Raw genomic sequence first — 18486 nt, 5'->3', positions numbered from 1 at the left:
CGGAGAACCGCCGCAACTCGGCCAGGATGGGCCGGACGACGGAACGCTTGTGCTTGAGCGAATGCACGTCGCCCAGGAGCAGATCTATCTCAATGACACCTGTGAACATCAGTCGGGCCACCCGGCCGGGGTAACTCAGTCGCGCGGCTTCTCGACCAGTTCGTAGGTCTCGATGACGTCGCCGATCTTGATGTCGGAGTACGAGAGCGTCAGACCGCATTCGTAGCCCTCGCGGACCTCGGTCGCGTCGTCCTTCTCCCGCTTCAGCGAGGTGACCGTGAGGTTCTCGGCCACGACCTTCGAGTCGCGGAGCAGGCGCGCCTTCGCGTTGCGCCGCATGATGCCCGACTGGACCATGCAACCCGCGATGTTGCCCACCTTGGACGACTTGAAGATCGCGCGGATCTCGGCCTGGCCGAGCTCCTTCTCCTCGTAGACCGGCTTGAGCATGCCCTTGAGCGCGGCCTCGACCTCGTCGATCGCCTGGTAGATCACGGAGTAGTACCGGATCTCCACGCCCTCGCGGTTGGCGAGCTCCGTGGCCTTGCCCTCGGCGCGGACGTTGAAGGCGATGATGATCGCGTTCGACGCCGACGCCAGGTTGACGTTGGTCTCGGTGACGCCACCGACACCGCGGTCGATGACCCGCAGCTGCACCTCGTCGTCGATCTCGATGCCGAGCAGGGCCTCTTCGAGGGCCTCGACGGTACCGGAGTTGTCGCCCTTGAGGATGAGGTTGAGCTGGCTCGTCTCCTTGAGCGCCGCATCCAGGTCCTCGAGCGAGACGCGCTTGCGCGAGCGGGCCGCCAGGGCGTTGCGCTTGCGCGCCGCGCGCCGATCGGCGATCTGCCGGGCGATGCGGTCCTCGTCGACCACGAGCAGGTTGTCGCCTGCGCCCGGGACCGACGTGAAGCCGATGACCTGCGCCGGACGCGACGGGGTCGCCTCCGTGATGTCGTCACCGTTCTCGTCGACCATGCGCCGGACGCGACCGTAGGCGTCGCCCGCCACGATCGAATCGCCGACCCGCAGGGTGCCGCGCTGGATGAGCACGGTGGCCACGGGCCCGCGGCCACGGTCGAGGTGCGCCTCGATGGCCACGCCCTGCGCGTCCATGTCGGGGTTCGCCCGCAGGTCGAGCGAGGCGTCGGCCGTCAGCAGCACCGCTTCGAGCAGCGCCTCGACGTTCGTGCCCTGCTTCGCGGAGATGTCGACGAACATCGTGTCGCCGCCGTACTCCTCGGGGATCAGGCCGTACTCGGTGAGCTGGCCGCGGATCTTCTCCGGCTGCGCGCCCTCCTTGTCGATCTTGTTCACCGCCACCACGATCGGCACGTCGGCCGCCTGTGCGTGGTTGATGGCCTCCACCGTCTGCGGCATGACGCCGTCGTCGGCCGCGACCACGAGGATCGCGAGGTCGGTGGCCTTCGCACCACGGGCACGCATGGCGGTGAACGCCTCGTGACCCGGGGTGTCGATGAACGTGATCAGGCGCTCGTTGCCCTCGAGCTCGGTCAGCACCTGGTACGCACCGATGTGCTGCGTGATGCCGCCGGCCTCGCCCTCGCGGACGTTGGCCTTGCGGATCGTGTCGAGCAGTCGGGTCTTACCGTGATCGACGTGGCCCATGACGGTGACCACCGGCGGGCGCTGCTCGAGGTCCTCCTCGCCGCCCTCGTCCTCGCCGTAGGTGAGGTCGAAGCTGTCGAGCAGCTCGCGGTCCTCGTCCTCGGGGCTGACGACCTGGACGACGTAGTTCATCTCCTCGCCCAGCAGCACGAGGGTCTCCTCGTTCACCGACTGGGTGGCGGTGACCATCTCGCCCAGGTTGAACAGCGCCTGGACCAGCGACGCGGGGTTGGCGTCGATCTTCTCGGCGAAATCGCTCAGCGACGCGCCCCGAGCGAGACGGATCGTCTCGCCCTGGCCGCGCGGCAGCCGGACGCCACCGGCGATCGGCGCCTGCATGTTCTCGTACTCGGCGCGTTTCGCCCGCTTCGACTTACGGCCACGACGCGGGGCGCCACCGGGACGACCGAAGGCACCCGCGGTGCCGCCGGGACGACCGCGGCCACCGCCGCCGCCGGGACGCCCGCGGAAACCACCCGCGGGAGCACCGGTACCGGTACCGCCGCCGGGCCCACCGCGGTAGCCGCCGCCACCGCCGGGACGCCCGCCGGGCCCGCCGCGGCCACCGGGGCCGGGACGGCCCTGCGCGGCCGGACGCGCCGCCCGCGCGGGCATCGCACCCGGGGTCGGGCGCGGAGGCATGCTGCCGGGGGTCGGACGCGGCCCGCCGGGACCGGCCGCGGGACGACCGCCCTGCGGACGGGGACCACCCTGGCCGGGCGCCGGACGAGCGCCGCCCTGCGGACGGGGACCACCCTGGCCGGGCGCCGGACGGGCGCCGCCCTGCGGGCGCGGGCCGCCGGGACCCGGCTGCGGACGGGGCGCACGCTCGACGGGAGCCTGCGAGGAGAACGGGTTGTTACCCACCTTCGGCGTGCGCGGGCCGGGCTTGGGGCCGGCCGGGCGCGTAGCCGGGCGTGCGGCCGGAGCCGCGGGGCGCGCCTCGGGCGCCGACGGTGCGGCACTCGCGGCGGGAGCCGCCGGTGCGGCGGGCTCCGGGGTCGGCTCGGGCGCGGCCGGAGCCGCGGGGCGCGGACCGGGGCGTGCCGAAGTCGGACGGGGTGCATCCGCGGCGGGTGCCGACGGTGCGGGGGTGCTCGCGGCCGCGGGGCCGGGCTTGCGCGCCGGCGCGGGGCCGGGCTTCGCGGCGTCGGACTTGGATCCGTACGACTCGCGCAGGCGTCGGGCGACGGGGGCTTCCACCGTCGACGACGCGGACTTCACGAACTCGCCCTGCTCACTGAGCCGTGCGAGGACTTCCTTGCTGGTGACACCGAGTTCTTTAGCCAACTCGTGCACGCGGGCCTTGCCTGCCACTCTTCTCCTCAAATGTGAGGTCGAGGGCATCACTGGTCCCGCCGACCTCGGTTAGTTACTCCGATTGCCGTTCATCGCTGGTGCTTCACGGTGTGCTCATGTCTTCAGCTCGATTCCTTCATCTCCGAGTAGGTCGGCCTTGGGAAAGACCTACCGTCTTCAGACCGCTCATCATCATAGCGCGCCGTGGCAAATCGTTTCATTCCAGGGAGTCGTCCAGCGGACCCGATACGCGCAGCGCCCGGCGGAACGCGTTCCTCTTTCGGGCCGCCTCCCGGCACGACGGGGCGTCGTGCAGCCACGCCCCGCGCCCGGGCAGGCGCCGGCGGGCGTCCACGACGACCGTGCGCGCACCGTCGTCCTCCCGCCGCGCGACCACCCGGATCAGCTCCTCCGCGGAGGCGCGACGCCGACACCCGATGCACGTGCGGACCGGGCCGAGGGCGGTCATCCCTCCTTCGCCACGCTCTCCGCGTCGGAGCGGATGTCGATCCGCCAGCCGGTGAGCCGCGCGGCGAGGCGGGCGTTCTGCCCCTCCTTGCCGATCGCCAGCGACAGCTTGAAGTCCGGGACCACCACCCGGGCGGCCTTCTCCTTCGGGTCGACGATGGTCACCGAGACCACGGACGACGGCGACAGTGCGTTGCCGACGAAGACCGCGGGGTCGTCGTCGTAGGAGATGATGTCGATCTTCTCGCCCTCGAGGTCGCTCATCACGTTCCGCACGCGCTGACCCATCGGGCCGATGCAGGCGCCCTTCGCGTTGAGGCCGGCGACGGAGGTGCGCACCGCGATCTTGGAGCGGTGTCCGGCCTCGCGCGCCACCGACGTGATCTCGACGCTGCCGTCCGCGATCTCGGGGACCTCGAGTGCGAAGAGCTTCTTCACCAGGTTCGGGTGGGTGCGCGAGAGGGTGATCTGCGTGCCCCGCTGCCCGCGGCTGACGCCGACGACGTAGAACTTCATCCGGTCGCCGTGCTCGTAGGTCTCCCCCGGGACCTGCTCGGCCGGCGGGAGCAGGCCCTCGTGGCCCTCGCGCTCGCCGCCGATGCGGACCACGACGAAGCCGCGGGCCGCGGCGCGGGCGTCGGCCTGGACCACACCGGAGACGACCTCGCCCTCGTAGACGGCGAACTCGCCGAACGTGCGGTCGTTCTCCGCGTCGCGCAGGCGCTGGGTGATGAGCTGGCGGGCCGAGTCCGCGGCGATGCGTCCGAAGCCCTCGGGGGTGTCGTCCCACTCGGTGATGATGTTGCCGTCGGCGTCGAGCTCCTGCGCGAGCACCTTCACCTCGCCGGTGCGGCGGTTGACGTCGATCCGCGCGTGCGGCTGGTGCCCGTCGGTGTGCTTGTACGCGGTGAGGAGGGCCACCTGAATCGCCTCGATCACGGTCTCGACGGAGATGTCCTTCTCCGCCTCGATCGCCCGCAGGGTCGCCATGTCGATGTTCATCTAGTCCTCGTTCCTCTGCGCCGCACCGGCGTCCTCGCCCGTCAGGTCCTCCGGTTCGGCACCCGACTCCACGCGCCCGGGCGTGATGCCCGAGAGCTCCATCTCCTGGGGGTTCGGCCTGCGGAACTCGACCCGGACGGCGGCCGCGGCCACCTCCGCGAGGTCGAGGTCGCGGGTCGTCGGGGCGGCCCCCTTCGCCCCGGGCAGGACGATGGTGACCGTGGCCCCGCCGTCCGTCCCGTCGTTCGTGAGAGGCCCGATGCGGGCCAGCAGGTTCGTCCCGTCCGTCAACTCGATCGCCGCCTGGCGGCCGCGGGCGCGGCGCCAGTGCCGGGGCTCGGTGAGCGGGCGCTCCGCGCCGGGCGTGGTGACCTCGAGGGTGAACGCCTGGCCGCCGAAGACGTCGTCGGCGTCGTCCACCGCGAGGGAGAGCGTCCGCGCGACGTCCGCCAACTCGTCCAGGGTCGGCCCCGCGTCGCTGTCCACCACGACCGCGATGGAGGACTTCGGTCCGGCGTTGTTGATCTTCAGCTGCTCGAGATCGAGCCCTGCCGCCTCCAGGTGGGGCGCGATGACGGCCCTCACCGCCGCTTCGTCGTAAGCCATCCGCGCCTCCCTGTGAAATTGTCACCGGACGTGCCCGGTGTCGAACGCTGCGGCCAGTGTACCCGGGCGCCTCGCTAGACTCGCCCCGTGATCGCCCCACCTCCGCGCCGCGGTGCCGACTCGCCGTCGCGCCCCGGCATCGACCGTCGTACCGCCCTCACGTCCGTCCTGCTCGCCGGCGGCACCCTCGCGGGCGGGGCCGCGCTGGCGGGGTGCACCACCCCCGAGGATCGCGCCGACGATCCGCAGGCCGTGCGACTGCAGGCCGCCGCCGCGCAGGCGCAGGCCGATGCGGACGCCGCGCGCGGCCTGGCCGTGCTCGACGGGGCGGCCGGCCCGCAGCTCCGGCTGATCGCCGATCAACGCGGCCAGCACGCCACGGCACTGGCCGACGAACTCTCCCGGTACGTGGAGCGACCGACCTCCGTCACCGCGGCTCCGTCGTCGACCCCCGCGGCGCCGTCGCCGCTGACCCGGCAATCCCTGCACGCGCAGCTCACCCGCTCGGCGAAGGACGCCGGCGATGCCGCGGTCGCCGCCTTCGGCTATCAGGCCGCGCTGCTCGGCTCCGTCGCGGCGGCGACCCGCGTGCACGCGGAGGTGGTGCTCGCATGACCCCCGCACAGGACGCCGTCGCCGCGGCCGTCACGTCCGAGCACGCCGCGGTCTACCTGTACGGCCTCGTCGAGGCGTACGCCGCGCCCACCCGAAAGGCCGAGATCGCGACCTACGCCGCGGAGCACCGCTCCCAGCGCGACGCCCTCACGCGGGTGCTCAGCGCGGCCGGGGTCCAGGTGCCGGTCGCAGCGCCCGCGTACACCCCGCCCGAGCCCGTCACCGATCCCGTCAGCGCCGCGAAGGTGGCCGCGGCGGTGGAGGACGACGCCGCCGCCGCGCACCGCAACCTGCTCTCCCACGCCGACGGCGACGGGCTCCGGCACCTGGGCGTGACGGGACTCGGCGGGGCGGCGGTCCGCGGCGCCCGCTGGCGCGTCGCCCTCGGGGTCTCCCCCGTGACCACCCCGTTCCCCGGTATCCGCACCTGACGTTCCCTTTGCCTGCCTTTACACTCGGGGGATGACGTCCAGTGATCCGCAACAGCCCGGCGACGGGACCTACGACCCGACGGTGATCCGCCCCGCCGAGCCGACGCCGTCCGCGCCCGACCTGACGAAGCGCGACGGCGACCAGGCGCCCGCCGGACAGGATGTGGGCGGCGATCCCGACGCCGCGACCACCGTGCACAAGGCCGCGCAGCCCGACCCCCACGCCGCGTCCTCGCCGTACACCCCGCCGGCGGACCCCTACGCGGCGCCCGCCGATCCGTACGCGGCACCCGCCGATCCGTACGCCGCACAGCAGAACCCGTACGGCGCGCAGCAGAACCCGTACGGTTCGCCCGCTGACCCGTACGCGGCACCGTCGAACCCGTACTCCGCACCGCCGCCGTACCCGGGCCAGCAGTTCGGCCAGGAGCAGTTCCCCGGCCAGCCGCAGTACCCGGGCCAGCAGGGCTTCGCCGGCCAGCAGGGGTACCCGGCGTACCCCGGAGGAGCGGGCTACCCCGGCTACCCGGGCCAGGGGCCGAAGCCCGGCACGAATGGTCTCGCGATCGCCTCGCTGATCTGCGGAATCCTGGCCATCCCCCTGGCGTGCCTGATCGGCTTGTTCAGCATCCCCCTTCCCATCGCCGCGATCATCACCGGCGTGATGGGGATGAAGCAGACGAAGCAGACCGGCCAGCAGGGCTACGGCATCGCGCTCGCCGGGACGATTCTGGGCGGCGTCGTGCTCGTGCTCGTCGTCGTTCTCGTCATCATCGGCATCGGGGTGCTTGCCTCGGGCGGCCTCGACACCGACTCACTGCTCACGCTGCTCGGCTGAGCCCAGAACCCACGAGGGGCCCGCACCGGATCGGTGCGGGCCCCTCGTGAATCGCGGCTACCGCGCGGCGGCGGCGATCTCCGCGGCGGCGTCGGCGACGGGGATCTCGCGGGACTCGCCACTGAGCCGGTCCCGGAGTTCGACGACACCGTCGGCCCAGCCGCGTCCCACCACCACGACGGTCGGAACGCCCACGAGCTCGGAGTCCTTGAACTTGATGCCGGGCGAGGCCTTGCGATCGTCGAGCAGCACCTGCAGGCCCGCGGCGTCGAGTGCGCCGGCCAGTTCCTCCGCGCCCGCCCAGGCGCCCTCGTCCTTGTTCGCGATGACCACGTGCACGTCGAACGGAGCGATGCCCTTGGGCCAGCGCAGCCCCTTGTCGTCGTGCTGCTGCTCCGCGATGACCGCGACCAGCCGCGAGACGCCGACACCGTAGGAGCCCTGCGTCAGGCGCACGGGCTTGCCGTTCTCGCCGAGCACGTCGATCTCGAAGGCGTCGGTGTACTTGCGGCCCAGCTGGAAGATGTGGCCGATCTCGATGCCGCGCGCGGACTTCAGCACGCCCTTGCCGTCGGGCGAGGCGTCGCCGTCGCGGACCTCCGCGGCCTCGATGGTGCCGTCGGGGGTGAAGTCGCGGCCCGCCGTGAGGTTCACCACATGCTGTCCCTGCGCGTCCGCGCCGGTGATCCATGCGGTGCCGTCGACCACGCGCGGATCCACGACGTAACGGACCTCGTTCGCCTGCAGGGCCTTCGGGCCGATGTAGCCCTTGACCAGGAACGGGTACTTCGCGAAGTCCTCGGCCTCGAGGAGCGCGACCTCGGTGGGCTCGAGGGATGCCTCGAGCCGCTTGAAGTCCACCTCGCGGTCGCCGGGGACGCCGATGCCGAGCAGTTCCCAGTCGCCGCCGGGCGCGCGGGTCTTGACCATGACGTTCTTGAGGGTGTCGGCGGCGGTGACCTCACGGCCCAGGACCGAGGCACCGTCGGCGCCCTCGTTGGCCCAGGCGACGAGCGTGTCGATCGTGGGCGTGCCCGGGGTGTCGAAGACCTGGGCGGCGGGCAGCCCGTCGAGCGGGATCGCCGGCGGCGCGGGCGTGATGACGGCCTCGACGTTCGCGGCGTAGTCCGACTCGGTCGAGTGGACGTAGGTGTCCTCGCCGACGGGACTCACCGCGAGGAACTCCTCGGACGCGCTGCCGCCCATGGCCCCGGACGTCGCGGAGACGATGACGTGCTCGACAGCGAGGCGCGCGAAGATCCGCTGGTAGGCGGCGCGGTGCTTGGCGTAGGCCTCGGACAGCCCCTCGTCGGAGGTGTCGAAGCTGTAGCTGTCCTTCATGACGAACTCGCGGCCCCGGAGGATGCCCGCGCGGGGCCGCTCCTCGTCGCGGTACTTCGTCTGGATCTGGTACAGGATGACCGGCAGGTCCTTGTACGAGTTGTACTCACCCTTGACGGTGAGGGCGAAGATCTCCTCGTGGGTGGGGCCGAGCATCATGTCGGCGCCCTTGCGGTCCTTGAGCCGGAACAGGCTGTCGCCGTACTCGGTCCACCGGTTGGTGCTCTCGTAGGGCTCGCGCGGCAGCAGTGCGGGCAGCAGGATCTCCTGCCCGCCGATCGCGTTCATCTCCTCGCGGACGACCTGCTCGATGTTCCGCAGTACCCGCAGGCCGAGCGGCAGCCAGGAGTAGACGCCGGGCGCGATGCGCCGCACGTAGCCGGCGCGGACGAGCAGCTTGTGGCTGGGGACCTCCGCGTCCGCCGGGTCGTCGCGGAGCGTGCGCAGGAACAGCTGGGAGAATCGGGTGATCACGACGTCACAGCTTAGTGTGTCCGGTGTGCTGATCCTGCTTCCCCCGTCCGAAACCAAGGCCGGTGGCGGTTCCGGTGCGCCCCTCGATCTCGAAGGGCTGACCTTCCCGTCGCTCACTCCCACCCGCGAGCGCCTCCTCGGCGCGCTCGTCGCGCTCTCGCAGGATGACGGTGCCGCGCGCGCCGCGCTGGGCCTGTCGGAGGGGCAGACCGACGAACTGGAGCGGAACCGGGCGCTGCGGACCGCCCCCACCCGGGCCGCGATCGAGCAGTACACGGGGGTGCTCTACGACGCCCTCGACGTGCGGGGTCTGACGAAGGCGCAACGCGCGAAGGCGGACGCGCGCCTCGCGGTCGGCTCCGCGCTGTTCGGTGCCGTCGGGGCGGTCGACGCGATCCCCGCGTACCGGCTCTCGTCGGGCTCGAAGCTGCCGGGCCTGGGCACGTTGGCGGCGCAGTGGAAGCCGGATCTCGCGGATGCGCTGGCCGCTGCGGACCGCGGGCTGGTCGTGGACCTGCGGTCCGGCGGCTACGCGGCGCTCGGCAGGGTGCCGGGCGCGGTCACCGCCACCGTCGTCACGGAGAAGCAGGACGGCTCGCGAGCCGTGGTCTCGCACTTCAACAAGCACCACAAGGGCCTGCTGGCGCGGGCGCTGGTGATCAGCCGGGCCGAGCCGGGCGACGCGAAGGCCGTCGTGAAGGTCGCCGAGAAGGCCGGGCTGCGGGCCGAGCTGTCGTCGCCGACCGAGGTCACGATCGTCACCAGCGGCTGATCGGGTCTCAGTCCTCGTCGAGGCGGTGCCGCCGGGCGCGGCTCACGCGCTCGGCCTGCGGTGACGCCTCCGGCCGATGCATCGCATCGGGCTCGGGCAGCGAGTGCCGGCCACCGGCGGCCGGGGCCTGCTGCGGGGGCGCGGCGGGCGGACGCTGGATCGGCGCGCTCGGGCGCTGCACGGGCCCGCTCGGGCGCTGAGTCGGCTGCCCCGGGCGAGGGATCGCGCCGCTGGGTCGCTGCATCGGCCGGCTCTGCTGAGCGGGATGCCCCGGTCGGCCCGGCGACTGACCGGGCTGGGCTGGCCGCGGATGCTGTCCGCTCGGACGCTGGATCGGCGCGCTGGGGCGCTGGATCGGCGCGCTCGGGCGCTGCTGCGGCGCGGGTGCCGGGGCCCGGTACTGCGGGTCCGCCGCGGGGCGCGGGGCCTGTGGGGGCTGCGGCGGGCGCGACAGCTCGGAGCTCTCGCGCTGGATCGGCCCGGACGGTCGGGCGACGCCGGCGAGTCCCTCACCGGGCCGCCCGGTGCGGGGCAACGGGTCGCTGGGGTGCGAGTACGCCTGCTGCGGCACGGTGGGTGCCGACGGAGCCGGAGTCTGCTGCACCGGCCGCTGGACCGGTGGGGCGGCCTGCGCCGGCGGCGGGCGCTTGATGGCGCGGAACCGATCGGTGAAGTACACGGGCTCCGGGTCACCGGGCTGCTCGTTGTACGCCCGGTCGAAGTCCTCGCGTCGAACCGCCGGGAAGGATCCGGACGTGACATCGCCCTCGAGGGGCTCCCAGTCGTCGTCGACGTCGTCCTCGTGGTCGAAGGCCTGCGCCGGGAAGGAGGTCGACGGGATCGACCCGCCCGACTTGCTCGACTCCTGGGCCGCCTGCCCCTCGGCGACCTCCTCCGGCGTGAACCGCATGAAGGGCACCACGACGAGACCGGCGAGAATGAGGATCGCGGCGCAGGCGATGAACGCGAGGCCGTACCCCGACGCCAGCGCGCTGCGCTGCGCCGCGTCGAGCATGTCGTGGGTGATCTCGCCCTTGGTCGGGCCGCCCTCCTTCATGATCCGCGAGGTCACCAGCACCTGCACGGAGGCCAGCCCGACGATGCCGCCGATGTTCTGGCACACCTCGACCAGCGCCGACATCGGGCCCGTCTCCGACGGACGCACCCCGGCCAGGGCGCAGATCGGCAGCGGGATCATCGCGAAGCCCACGCCCAGGCCGATGAGGAAGACGGGCAGTCCGATGTACGGGAAGTAACTGACCGTGGACGGGTCCTTGGTCATGAGCGTCGGCACGTAGATGCACGGCAGGAAGACGATGACGCCGCCGATCGCGACGAGCCAACGGGCCTGGATCTTCAGCGCGAGCTTGGACGAGATGGGGGCGGCGATGCCCATACCGACCGCGAAGGGGATCAGGGCCAGGCCGGACTGCAGGGGCGAGTACCCCAGCACCTGCTGGAAGGTGAGCGCGACGTAGAAGCCGAGCGTCGGGATGAGCGCGCCGCAGACGAGGATGGCGACCATCGCCGCGACGCGGTTGCGGTTGTGGAACAGCGAGAACGGCAGGATCGGGTTCTTGGCCGTCCGCTCCACCACGAGGAACGCGACGAGGCAGACCACGCTGACGGCGGCGGCGATGTAGATGCTCGCCCCCTGCCAGTGCTCCTCGGGCCCCATGGTGAGGGTGTAGACGCCGGCGACGCAGCCCGCCACCGCGAGGAAGGCGCCCTTGATGTCGAGGGCATGGCGCCGCTCGGAGGTCGATTCCTCGAGGGCGATGACCGCGCCGATGACGCACACGATGCCCACCGGGACGTTGATCCAGAAGACGAAGCGCCAGTCCCACGTGGCGAGCAGGCCGCCCGCGACGAGGCCCGACACCGAGCCGAGCCCGGCCATGGCGCCGAAGATCGCGAAGGCCTGGTTGCGCGCCTTACCGGGGGCGAAGGTCGTGGCGATCAGCGCCAATGCGGTCGGGCAGGCGATCGCGGCGAAGAGCCCCTGCCCGGCGCGCGCGACGAGCAGCCACGCCTCGTTGGTCGCGAACCCGGTGAGCAGCGAGGCGAGGGTGAACCCCGCGACGCCGAAGATGAACATCCGCTTGCGCCCGAAGGTGTCGCCGAGCCGGCCGCCGAGCAGCATGAACCCGCCGAAGGTCACCGCGTACGCACCGAAGACCCAGATCTTCGCGGCGTCCGACAGATGCATCGCGTCCTGGATCCGCGGTAGCGCGACGAAGACCACGGTGCCGTCGAGGACGGCGAGGAACATCATCCCGGAGAGGACGACGATGGCGATGCCGAGAGCGCTGCCCTTGACGCGGTACGTCTGCGCCGGGGCCCCGGGGACCATCGTCGATGTCATGGAGACCGAGGCTACCGGCTGAGAGAAGTCGCGAAGAAATCGCTCACGCCGGTTTTCGGCTCGTGTCGCCCGCCCCGATGCCGCGGTGCGTGCACTCCGCAACCATCGCGGGGGTGCTTTCCGCAGCCCAGGGACGGTGTCGGGCGAATCGGCCCGGCTCCGCCGCCCCGATGGTCACATTCGGGGCGACACGCCGGGAACGGAGTCCGTCAGTCCTCCAGGCGATGACGGCGCGCCCGGCTCACGCGATCCGCCTGCGGGGTCGGTGCCGGGTGATGCATGCCGTCGGGCTCCGGGGCGGCGTGCCGACCGGGACGCGCAGCGGCGGGCACCCCCTGGAACTGAGACTCGGGCCGGGGGGCCGCGCCGGGGCGCGGGGCGGGGCCGCTCCCGCGCGGCCGCGCCGGCGGATCGGCCCGGTACTGCTGCGGGGCGGGACGCGGCGGTCGGTAGTCGGGGACCGACGCGCGCGGGGCCGGCGGCACGGGCGGGCGCGGGAGGTCGACGCTCTCGCGCTGGATCGGGCCCGACGGACGTGCGATGCCTGCGAGGCCCTCCCCCGGGCGGCCACCCGGGCGGGGCAGCGGGTCGCTCGGGTGCGAGTAGGCCTGCTGCGGCGCCGACGGCGCCGGGCGGCGCAGCGGATCGCTCGGCTGCGAGTACGCCTGCTGCGGGGCCGGAGCCACGGGCCGGCGCGGCGGCCGGGCGACGGGGACCTGCTGCGTCGGCGGCTGCGGCACGGCGGGACCGGCCTGCGCCTGCGCCTGCGCCGCGTCCTCGCCCTGGACGTCGGAGCGCTTGATGGCGCGGAAACGGTCGGTGAAGTACACCGGCTCGGGATCGCCGGGCTGCTCGTTGTACGCGCGGTCGAAGTCCTCGCGGCGGATCGCGGCGAAGGAACCCGAGGTGACATCGCCCTCGAGGGGCTCCCAGTCGTCGTCGACGTCGTCGTCATCGTCCTCGAAGGCCTGCGCCGGGAACGAGGTCGACGGGATGGCACCGCCGGACTCGCTCGACTCCTTGGCCGCCTGGCCCTCGGCGATCTCGTCCGGGGTGAAGCGCATGAACGGCACCACGATGAAGCCGGCCAGGATGAGGATCGCGGCGCACGCGATGAAGGCCAGGCCGTAGCCGGAGGCCAGGGCCGTGATCTGCTCGGGGAGCAGATCCTTGTGCCGCAGGTGGCCCGTCGTCGGGCCGCCCTCGGCCATGATCCGCGAGGTCACGACGACCTGCACGGACGCCAGACCGATGATGCCGCCGAGGTTCTGTGCGACCTCGATGAGCGCGGTCAGCGGGCCGATCTCCGACGGGCGCACGCCGGCGACGGCGCCGAGCGGCAGCGGCACGACGGCCATGCCCACACCGATGCCGATGAAGAACACCGGGATCGCGATCTGCGGCCAGTAGGAGATGGTGGCCGGATCCTGGCCCACGAGGGTCGGGACGTAGATGCACGGCAGGAAGACGATGAGCCCGCCGAAGGCCACGAGCCACCGCGCCTGGAAGCGCCGCACCAGCGAGGCACTGACCGCGACGGAGATGCCGAAGCCCACGGCGAAGGGCAGCAGTGCGAGGCCCGACTGGAACGGCGTGTAGCCGAGGACCAACTGGAAGGTGAGGGCGACGTAGAACCCGAGCGTCGGGATGAGCGCGCCACAGACCAGGATCGCCAGCATCGCCGCGACGCGGTTGCGGTTGTTGAACAGCGAGAAGGGCAGGATCGGGTTCTTCGCGGTGCGCTCGACGTAGAGGAAGGCGACGAGGCTGATCACGCTGATCACAGCCGCGATGTAGACCGACGTGCTCTGCCAGTGCGCCTCCGGGCCCGCGGTGAGGGCGTAGACGCCCGTCACACAGCCCAGGACGGCGAGGGCGGCGCCCTTGACGTCGAGGGCGTGCCGACGCTCGGCCAGGGCCTCGTCGAGCGTGAACCAGCCGCCGATCGCGCAGGCGATGCCGACGGGGACGTTGATCCAGAAGATCAGCCGCCAGTCGATGGTGGCGAGCAGGCCTCCGGCGACGAGGCCGGCGATCGAGCCGAGGCCGGCCATGGCACCGAAGACGGCGAAGGCCTGATTACGTGCCTTGCCCGGCGCGAACGTGGTCGCGATGAGCGCGAGAGCGGTGGGACCGGCGATCGCGGCGAAGAATCCCTGACCGACGCGGGCCGCCAGCAGCCACGCCTCGTTCGTCGCGAAGCCCGCCAAGGCGGATGCGATCGTGAAGCCGATGACACCGAGCAGGAACATCTTCTTACGGCCGAAGGTGTCGCCGAGGCGACCGCCCAACAGCAGGAATCCGCCGAAGGTGAGCGCGTAGGCACCGAACACCCAGACCTTGGTGGCGTCCGACAGACCGAGCGCGTCCTGGATCTCCGGCATGGCGACGAAGACCACCGTGCCGTCGAGCACCGAGAGGAAGATCATCCCGCAGAGGACGAGGATGGGGATGCCGACGGCGCTGCCCTTGACGCGATAGGTCTGCGCCGGGCTGCTGGGCGCCATCGTTGAGGTCATGATGCCCGAGGCTACCGACTCCCCCCGCCGATCCGGAAGTCGAGAACGGTAACAATTGTGGCGAGAGTTACTGAAGTGACGGTTCTCGTTTCCGGGTGATTCTCCCGAATCGGGCGATTCGCGCAGCGCAGAGCGGTGATCGCCGGGTCACGCGACGATCGCCGTCGCGGCGGCGTCACATTTCGCCGACACGCCCCAAACCCACACCCCGGGTGCGGATCAGCCGCCCACCGCCGCGGTGAATCCGGCCGTCGGGCCCACGACGAGCACCGCGGGCGGGACGACGTCCGCGGCCGCTGCGTCGTCGGGGATGGTCGCCAAGGTGCCACGCACGGTGCGTTGGCCGCCGGTCGTCGCGTTCTCGACGATCGCGGCGGGCGTCTCGGCGGGCCGCCCGCCGGCGATCAACGCCTCGGCGATCACAGCCAGCCGCTCCACCGCCATGAGCACCACGATCGTGCCGCGCAGCCGGCCGAGGGCGTCCCAATCCACGAGGCTGTCCGGGTGGCCCGGCGCGACGTGTCCGGAGACGACGACGAACTCGTGCGTCACGCCGCGGTGCGTCACCGGGATCCCCGCGGCGGACGGGGCGGCGATGGAGCTGGTGATGCCCGGGACGACGGTCACGGGGATCCCCTCGGCGGCGAGGGCCTCGAGTTCCTCGAAGCCCCGCCCGAAGACATAGGGGTCGCCGCCCTTGAGCCGGACCACGAACTTGCCCTCGCGCGCGCGGTCGATCAGCACCTGGTTGATCGCCTGCTGCGCCATGGCCCGGCCGTAGGGCACCTTCGCGGCGTCGATCACCTCGACGTGCGGCCCGAGCTCGGCGAGCAGTCGGGGCGGGGCCAACCGGTCGGCGACCACCACGTCGGCGAGGCCGAGCAGCGCGCGGCCGCGCACGGTGATGAGGTCCGGATCACCCGGTCCCCCGCCGACGAGGGCCACGCCCTCCGGCTTACGGGTGGGCCGGGCCGCCTCGTCGCCCGTGAGGACGGCGCGGATGGCGTCGCGGACGGCGGCGGACCGTCGGTGATCCCCGGACGCGAGGACGCCCACCTGGAGCCCGTCCGTGACGACGGTCGCGGGGGTGACGGCCGTGCCTTCGCGGGCGAGGTCCGCGCGCACGCAGAAGATGCGCGCCGCCTCGGCCTCGGCGACGACCGCGGCGTTCACCGCGGGGTCGTTCGTGGCGGCCATGGCGTACCACGCGCCGAGGAGATCGCCGGCGGCGTACGCGCGCCGGTGCCAGACGATCCCGGGCGTCGCCTCCACCGCGGGAGTCGCCTCGGGAGCGACGACGTGGACGTCCGCGCCGGCGGCGAGCAGCACGGGCAGGCGACGCTGGACGACGGTGCCGGCCCCCACGACGACGACACGGCGCCCTCGCAGATCCAGACCGACGAGGTAGGGATCGTGCGGGGCGCCGTGGCTGTTCATTCCGCTCAGCTTAGTGAGCGACCGGGACGACTACGCGCGCGGCTCGGCGTGCTTGGTCGGAGTGTGGACGATGTCGAAGTAGACCGCCTTGTTGGAGGCCTCGGGGTACACGCGGTACGTGAACTCCTTCTCGGTCAGCGTCACGATCTCGACGGTGCGCTTGTACTGCACGCTGCCGTCGGCGTTCTTGGCGACGATGGTGCGGGTCTTGCCGTCGGCGGAGACGGTCCAGTCGCCCTTGCCCTTGGCGGTGTCGTCCAGGTTGTAGAGCGTGAAGGTGCCGTCCTTCTTGAAGTAGGCCCAGCCGACGTAGTTCTTGACGTCCTTGTCGGTCAGCGCGACCTTGGCGCCCTTCGCGTCCTTGGCGGAGGTGGTCTCCCACGCGGTGGAGGCGAGGATCGCGCTCGGGGTGCCGGCCTTGACCGGGGTGGCCTTCGCGGCGGAGGGCTTGGCGGACGCGCTGGTGGACGGCTTCGCGGAGGGCTTGGCCGAGGCGCTGGGCTTGGCGGAGGAGGACGAGGACGGCGAGCCGGGGGCGGCGTAGGAGCCGGCGGCGCAGGCGGAGGTGGCGACCACGGCAGCGGCGGCGAAGGTGACGGAGACGAGCTTGATCGACGTGTGCATGAGGCTTTTGTACAGGAACCTCTCAGCCCGCGCGAGGCCCGCGCTCAGGGTGAGACGAACTCCTCACGCGACCGCTCTGACCAGGCGTTCTGCTACCTCTGGATATCCGGCAGGGTGCACGTGAAGATACGAGGAGTGCACTGTGGGCGAAAGGTGTCCGTCGGTCGTGGCGACGCCGTCCCCGTCGCGCCATCCCCATGCCGGTGCGGGCCCTGGCGCGAGCGCGGTGCGGTGGAACTCGTGCCCCGTCACGCGCTCCCCCGCCGTGAACAGCGCGCCCGTCCCCAGCGCGACGGCGTCGCGGTAGCCCAGCGTCAGCCGCGGGGTGAAGGTCGCCGCACCCGGCACGATCCCGCACATCGGCACGCCGTCGAGCGACTCCGCGAGGTACAGCTGGCCCGCGCACTCCGCGTGCACGACCCCACCGGCGTCGACGAGGGCGCGCAGCTGCGCGCGCAGCGGCGCGTTCGCCGACAGCTTCTCGGCGTACACCTCGGGGAAGCCGCCGGGGAGGACGACGGCGGCGGCGTTCGCCGGCAACTCGTCGGTGAGGGGGTCGAACCGGTGCACCCGTCCGCCGGCGGCGCGCAGGAGTTCCTCGTGCTCTGCGTAGCCGAAGCTGAACGCCGGCCCCCCGGCGAGCGCGACGACCGGTTCGCCGCCGCGCGTCACCTCGTCCGACGGCGACCACACCGGTCCTTCGGCGACGGGGCGCGCGAGCGCGCGGATCCGCTCCACGTCGACGTGGCGTTCGACCAGGTCGGTCATGGCCTCGACGGCGGCGATCGCGTCGGCGCCGCGTTCGGCCGCCGGGATCAGGCCGAGGTGGCGCGCCGGTACCTCGAGCGCCGCCGCGCCGGGCACCGCGCCGACGGCCTCCAGACCCGCGTGTGCGCAGGCGTTGCGCAGCACGCGTTCGTGGCGCGGACTGGAGACGCGATTGAGGATCACGCCCGCGAGCGCGATGCCGGGACGGTGAGCGGCGAAGCCCGCGAGCAGAGCGGCCAGGGACTGGGAGTGGCCGCGGGCGTCCACGACGAGAAGCACCGGGGCGCCCAGGATCTGCGCGACATCGGCGGTGGAGCCGATGCCCTCGGTCGCGACACCGGCCGGGCCGTCGACGATGCGGCCGTCGAACAGGCCCATGACGCCCTCCACGACCGCGATGTCGGCCCCCTGCGCGCCGTGCCGGTACAGCGGTGCGACGCGCTGCTCGCCGCACAGCACCGCGTCGAGGTTGCGGCCCGGCCGCCCGGTGGCGAGCGCGTGGTAGCCGGGGTCGATGTAGTCGGGCCCCACCTTGAAGGGTGCGACGGTGCCGCACCGCGCCAGCGCCCCCATCAGGCCCGTCGCGATGGTGGTCTTGCCACTGCCCGACGACGGTGCCGCGATGACGACCGCGGGCGCCGTGGCGGGAGCTACCACTCGATCCCCCTCTGCCCCTTCCGACCCGCATCCATCGGGTGCTTGATCTTGGTCATCTCCGTGACCAGGTCGGCGGCGTCCATGAGCGCCTGCGGCGCGTCGCGGCCGGTGATCACCACGTGCTGATTGCCGGGCCGGTTCACCAGGGTCTCGACCACCTCGTCGACGTCGATCCAGCCCCACTTGAGCGGGTAGGTGAACTCGTCGAGGACGTAGAAGCGATGTTGCTCGACGCTGAGCCGGCGCGCGATCTCCCGCCACCCGTCGCGGGCGGCCTCGGCGTGGTCCTGTTCGGCGTCGTCCGTGCGACGCAGCCACGACCAGCCCTGCCCCATCTTGTGCCACTCGACGGGCCCGCCGGCGCCCGTGCGCTCGTGCAGCTCGCCCAGGGCGAGCATCGTCTGCTCCTCGCCGACCTTCCACTTCGCGCTCTTGACGAACTGGAAGACGCCGATGTCGAAGCCCTGGTTCCACGCCCGCATGGCCATGCCGAAGGCGGCCGTCGACTTGCCCTTGCCGGGACCGGTGTGCACGGCCAGCACCGGCTGGTTACGGCGCTGCCGGGTGGTCAGGCCGTCCTGCGGCACCGATTCGACCTTGCCCTGCGGCATCGGGACTCCTCACTGAGTTTCGGGTTTCGC

At 72.3% G+C, this 18486-nt stretch carries 16 protein-coding genes; 4 read left to right on the top strand and 12 right to left on the bottom strand.

The window, feature by feature from the left end; translation table 11 throughout:
• From FK530_RS19925 to rimP, 5 genes are all read right to left on the bottom strand, one after another.
• Positions 1-109, bottom strand: a 109-nt coding sequence (locus tag FK530_RS19925) for a DUF503 family protein (RefSeq protein WP_146488725.1), incomplete at its 3' end; no start/stop codon positions are given.
• Positions 110-135: 26 nt separating this feature from the next.
• Positions 136-2946, bottom strand: a complete 2811-nt coding sequence (gene infB / locus FK530_RS19920) for a translation initiation factor IF-2 (RefSeq protein ID WP_146488720.1) — start codon at positions 2944-2946, stop codon at positions 136-138.
• A 199-nt stretch (positions 2947-3145) separates the two neighbouring features.
• A complete protein-coding gene (locus FK530_RS19915; protein WP_146488719.1) occupies positions 3146-3397 on the bottom strand; it encodes a YlxR family protein in 252 nt (83 codons plus the stop codon).
• The gene (nusA, locus tag FK530_RS19910; RefSeq protein ID WP_146488718.1) at positions 3394-4398 is read right to left on the bottom strand and encodes a transcription termination factor NusA; all 1005 of its coding nucleotides are present in this window, start codon (positions 4396-4398) and stop codon (positions 3394-3396) included. Before nusA ends, FK530_RS19915 begins: the two co-directional genes overlap by 4 nt.
• Positions 4399-5004, bottom strand: coding sequence for a ribosome maturation factor RimP (rimP, locus tag FK530_RS19905; protein ID WP_146488717.1), 606 nt, complete (start codon positions 5002-5004; stop codon positions 4399-4401).
• Between the two features lie 87 nt (positions 5005-5091).
• Between rimP and FK530_RS19900 the strand changes: the two genes are divergently transcribed.
• From FK530_RS19900 to FK530_RS19890, 3 genes are read left to right on the top strand one after another with little or no spacing between them, the layout of a single operon-like run.
• Positions 5092-5619 carry a hypothetical protein gene (locus tag FK530_RS19900; protein ID WP_146488716.1) on the top strand — a complete coding sequence of 176 codons (528 nt, stop codon included), beginning with the start codon at positions 5092-5094 and terminating at the stop codon, positions 5617-5619.
• A complete protein-coding gene (locus FK530_RS19895; protein ID WP_146488715.1) occupies positions 5616-6050 on the top strand; it encodes a ferritin-like domain-containing protein in 435 nt (144 codons plus the stop codon). The genes FK530_RS19900 and FK530_RS19895 overlap by 4 nt, the downstream gene beginning before the upstream one ends.
• A 31-nt stretch (positions 6051-6081) precedes the next feature.
• Entirely contained in the window at positions 6082-6888 is an 807-nt protein-coding gene (locus FK530_RS19890; protein ID WP_146488714.1) for a DUF4190 domain-containing protein, read from the top strand.
• A gap of 57 nt (positions 6889-6945) precedes the next feature.
• Here the strand turns inward: FK530_RS19890 and FK530_RS19885 are convergent, their stop codons facing one another.
• Positions 6946-8703, bottom strand: a complete 1758-nt coding sequence (locus tag FK530_RS19885; protein ID WP_146488713.1) for a proline--tRNA ligase — start codon at positions 8701-8703, stop codon at positions 6946-6948.
• A 25-nt stretch (positions 8704-8728) separates the two neighbouring features.
• On the opposite strand from FK530_RS19885, the gene yaaA reads away from it, so the two are divergent.
• Positions 8729-9475, top strand: coding sequence for a peroxide stress protein YaaA (gene yaaA / locus FK530_RS19880; RefSeq protein ID WP_146488712.1), 747 nt, complete (start codon positions 8729-8731; stop codon positions 9473-9475).
• Positions 9476-9482: 7 nt separating this feature from the next.
• Here the strand turns inward: yaaA and FK530_RS19875 are convergent, their stop codons facing one another.
• From FK530_RS19875 to cobO, 6 genes are all read right to left on the bottom strand, one after another.
• Positions 9483-11840, bottom strand: a complete 2358-nt coding sequence (locus FK530_RS19875) for an MFS transporter (RefSeq protein ID WP_231706722.1) — start codon at positions 11838-11840, stop codon at positions 9483-9485.
• Positions 11841-12049: 209 nt separating this feature from the next.
• The gene (locus tag FK530_RS19870; RefSeq protein ID WP_231706721.1) at positions 12050-14359 is read right to left on the bottom strand and encodes an MFS transporter; all 2310 of its coding nucleotides are present in this window, start codon (positions 14357-14359) and stop codon (positions 12050-12052) included.
• 219 nt (positions 14360-14578) lie between these two features.
• Positions 14579-15796 (bottom strand): uroporphyrinogen-III C-methyltransferase, encoded by a 1218-nt coding sequence (cobA, locus tag FK530_RS19865; protein WP_146488711.1) that lies wholly within the window; start codon positions 15794-15796, stop codon positions 14579-14581.
• Between the two features lie 30 nt (positions 15797-15826).
• A complete protein-coding gene (locus tag FK530_RS19860) occupies positions 15827-16420 on the bottom strand; it encodes a DUF4822 domain-containing protein (RefSeq protein ID WP_146488710.1) in 594 nt (197 codons plus the stop codon).
• A gap of 63 nt (positions 16421-16483) precedes the next feature.
• A complete protein-coding gene (locus tag FK530_RS19855; protein ID WP_146488709.1) occupies positions 16484-17845 on the bottom strand; it encodes a cobyrinic acid a,c-diamide synthase CobB in 1362 nt (453 codons plus the stop codon).
• Complete coding sequence (gene cobO / locus FK530_RS19850) at positions 17839-18456, bottom strand: cob(I)yrinic acid a,c-diamide adenosyltransferase (protein ID WP_146488708.1); 618 nt, start codon at positions 18454-18456, stop codon at positions 17839-17841. Before cobO ends, FK530_RS19855 begins: the two co-directional genes overlap by 7 nt.
• Positions 18457-18486: the final 30 nt, after the last annotated feature.

The sequence above is a fragment of the Tsukamurella conjunctivitidis genome (assembly GCF_007858475.1).
GTDB lineage: Bacteria > Actinomycetota > Actinomycetes > Mycobacteriales > Mycobacteriaceae > Tsukamurella > Tsukamurella conjunctivitidis.
This window is presented reverse-complemented; position numbering and strand designations above follow the sequence as displayed.

Coding starts and splice junctions, on each gene's coding strand:
- FK530_RS19915 (WP_146488719.1), bottom strand. CDS start 3,397: ATGACCGCCCTCGGCCCGGTCCGCACGTGCATCGGGTGTCGGCGTCGC.
- nusA (WP_146488718.1), bottom strand. CDS start 4,398: ATGAACATCGACATGGCGACCCTGCGGGCGATCGAGGCGGAGAAGGAC.
- rimP (WP_146488717.1), bottom strand. CDS start 5,004: ATGGCTTACGACGAAGCGGCGGTGAGGGCCGTCATCGCGCCCCACCTG.
- FK530_RS19895 (WP_146488715.1), top strand. CDS start 5,616: ATGACCCCCGCACAGGACGCCGTCGCCGCGGCCGTCACGTCCGAGCAC.
- FK530_RS19890 (WP_146488714.1), top strand. CDS start 6,082: ATGACGTCCAGTGATCCGCAACAGCCCGGCGACGGGACCTACGACCCG.
- FK530_RS19875 (WP_231706722.1), bottom strand. CDS start 11,840: ATGACATCGACGATGGTCCCCGGGGCCCCGGCGCAGACGTACCGCGTC.
- FK530_RS19870 (WP_231706721.1), bottom strand. CDS start 14,359: ATGACCTCAACGATGGCGCCCAGCAGCCCGGCGCAGACCTATCGCGTC.
- cobA (WP_146488711.1), bottom strand. CDS start 15,796: ATGAACAGCCACGGCGCCCCGCACGATCCCTACCTCGTCGGTCTGGAT.
- FK530_RS19860 (WP_146488710.1), bottom strand. CDS start 16,420: ATGCACACGTCGATCAAGCTCGTCTCCGTCACCTTCGCCGCCGCTGCC.
- cobO (WP_146488708.1), bottom strand. CDS start 18,456: ATGCCGCAGGGCAAGGTCGAATCGGTGCCGCAGGACGGCCTGACCACC.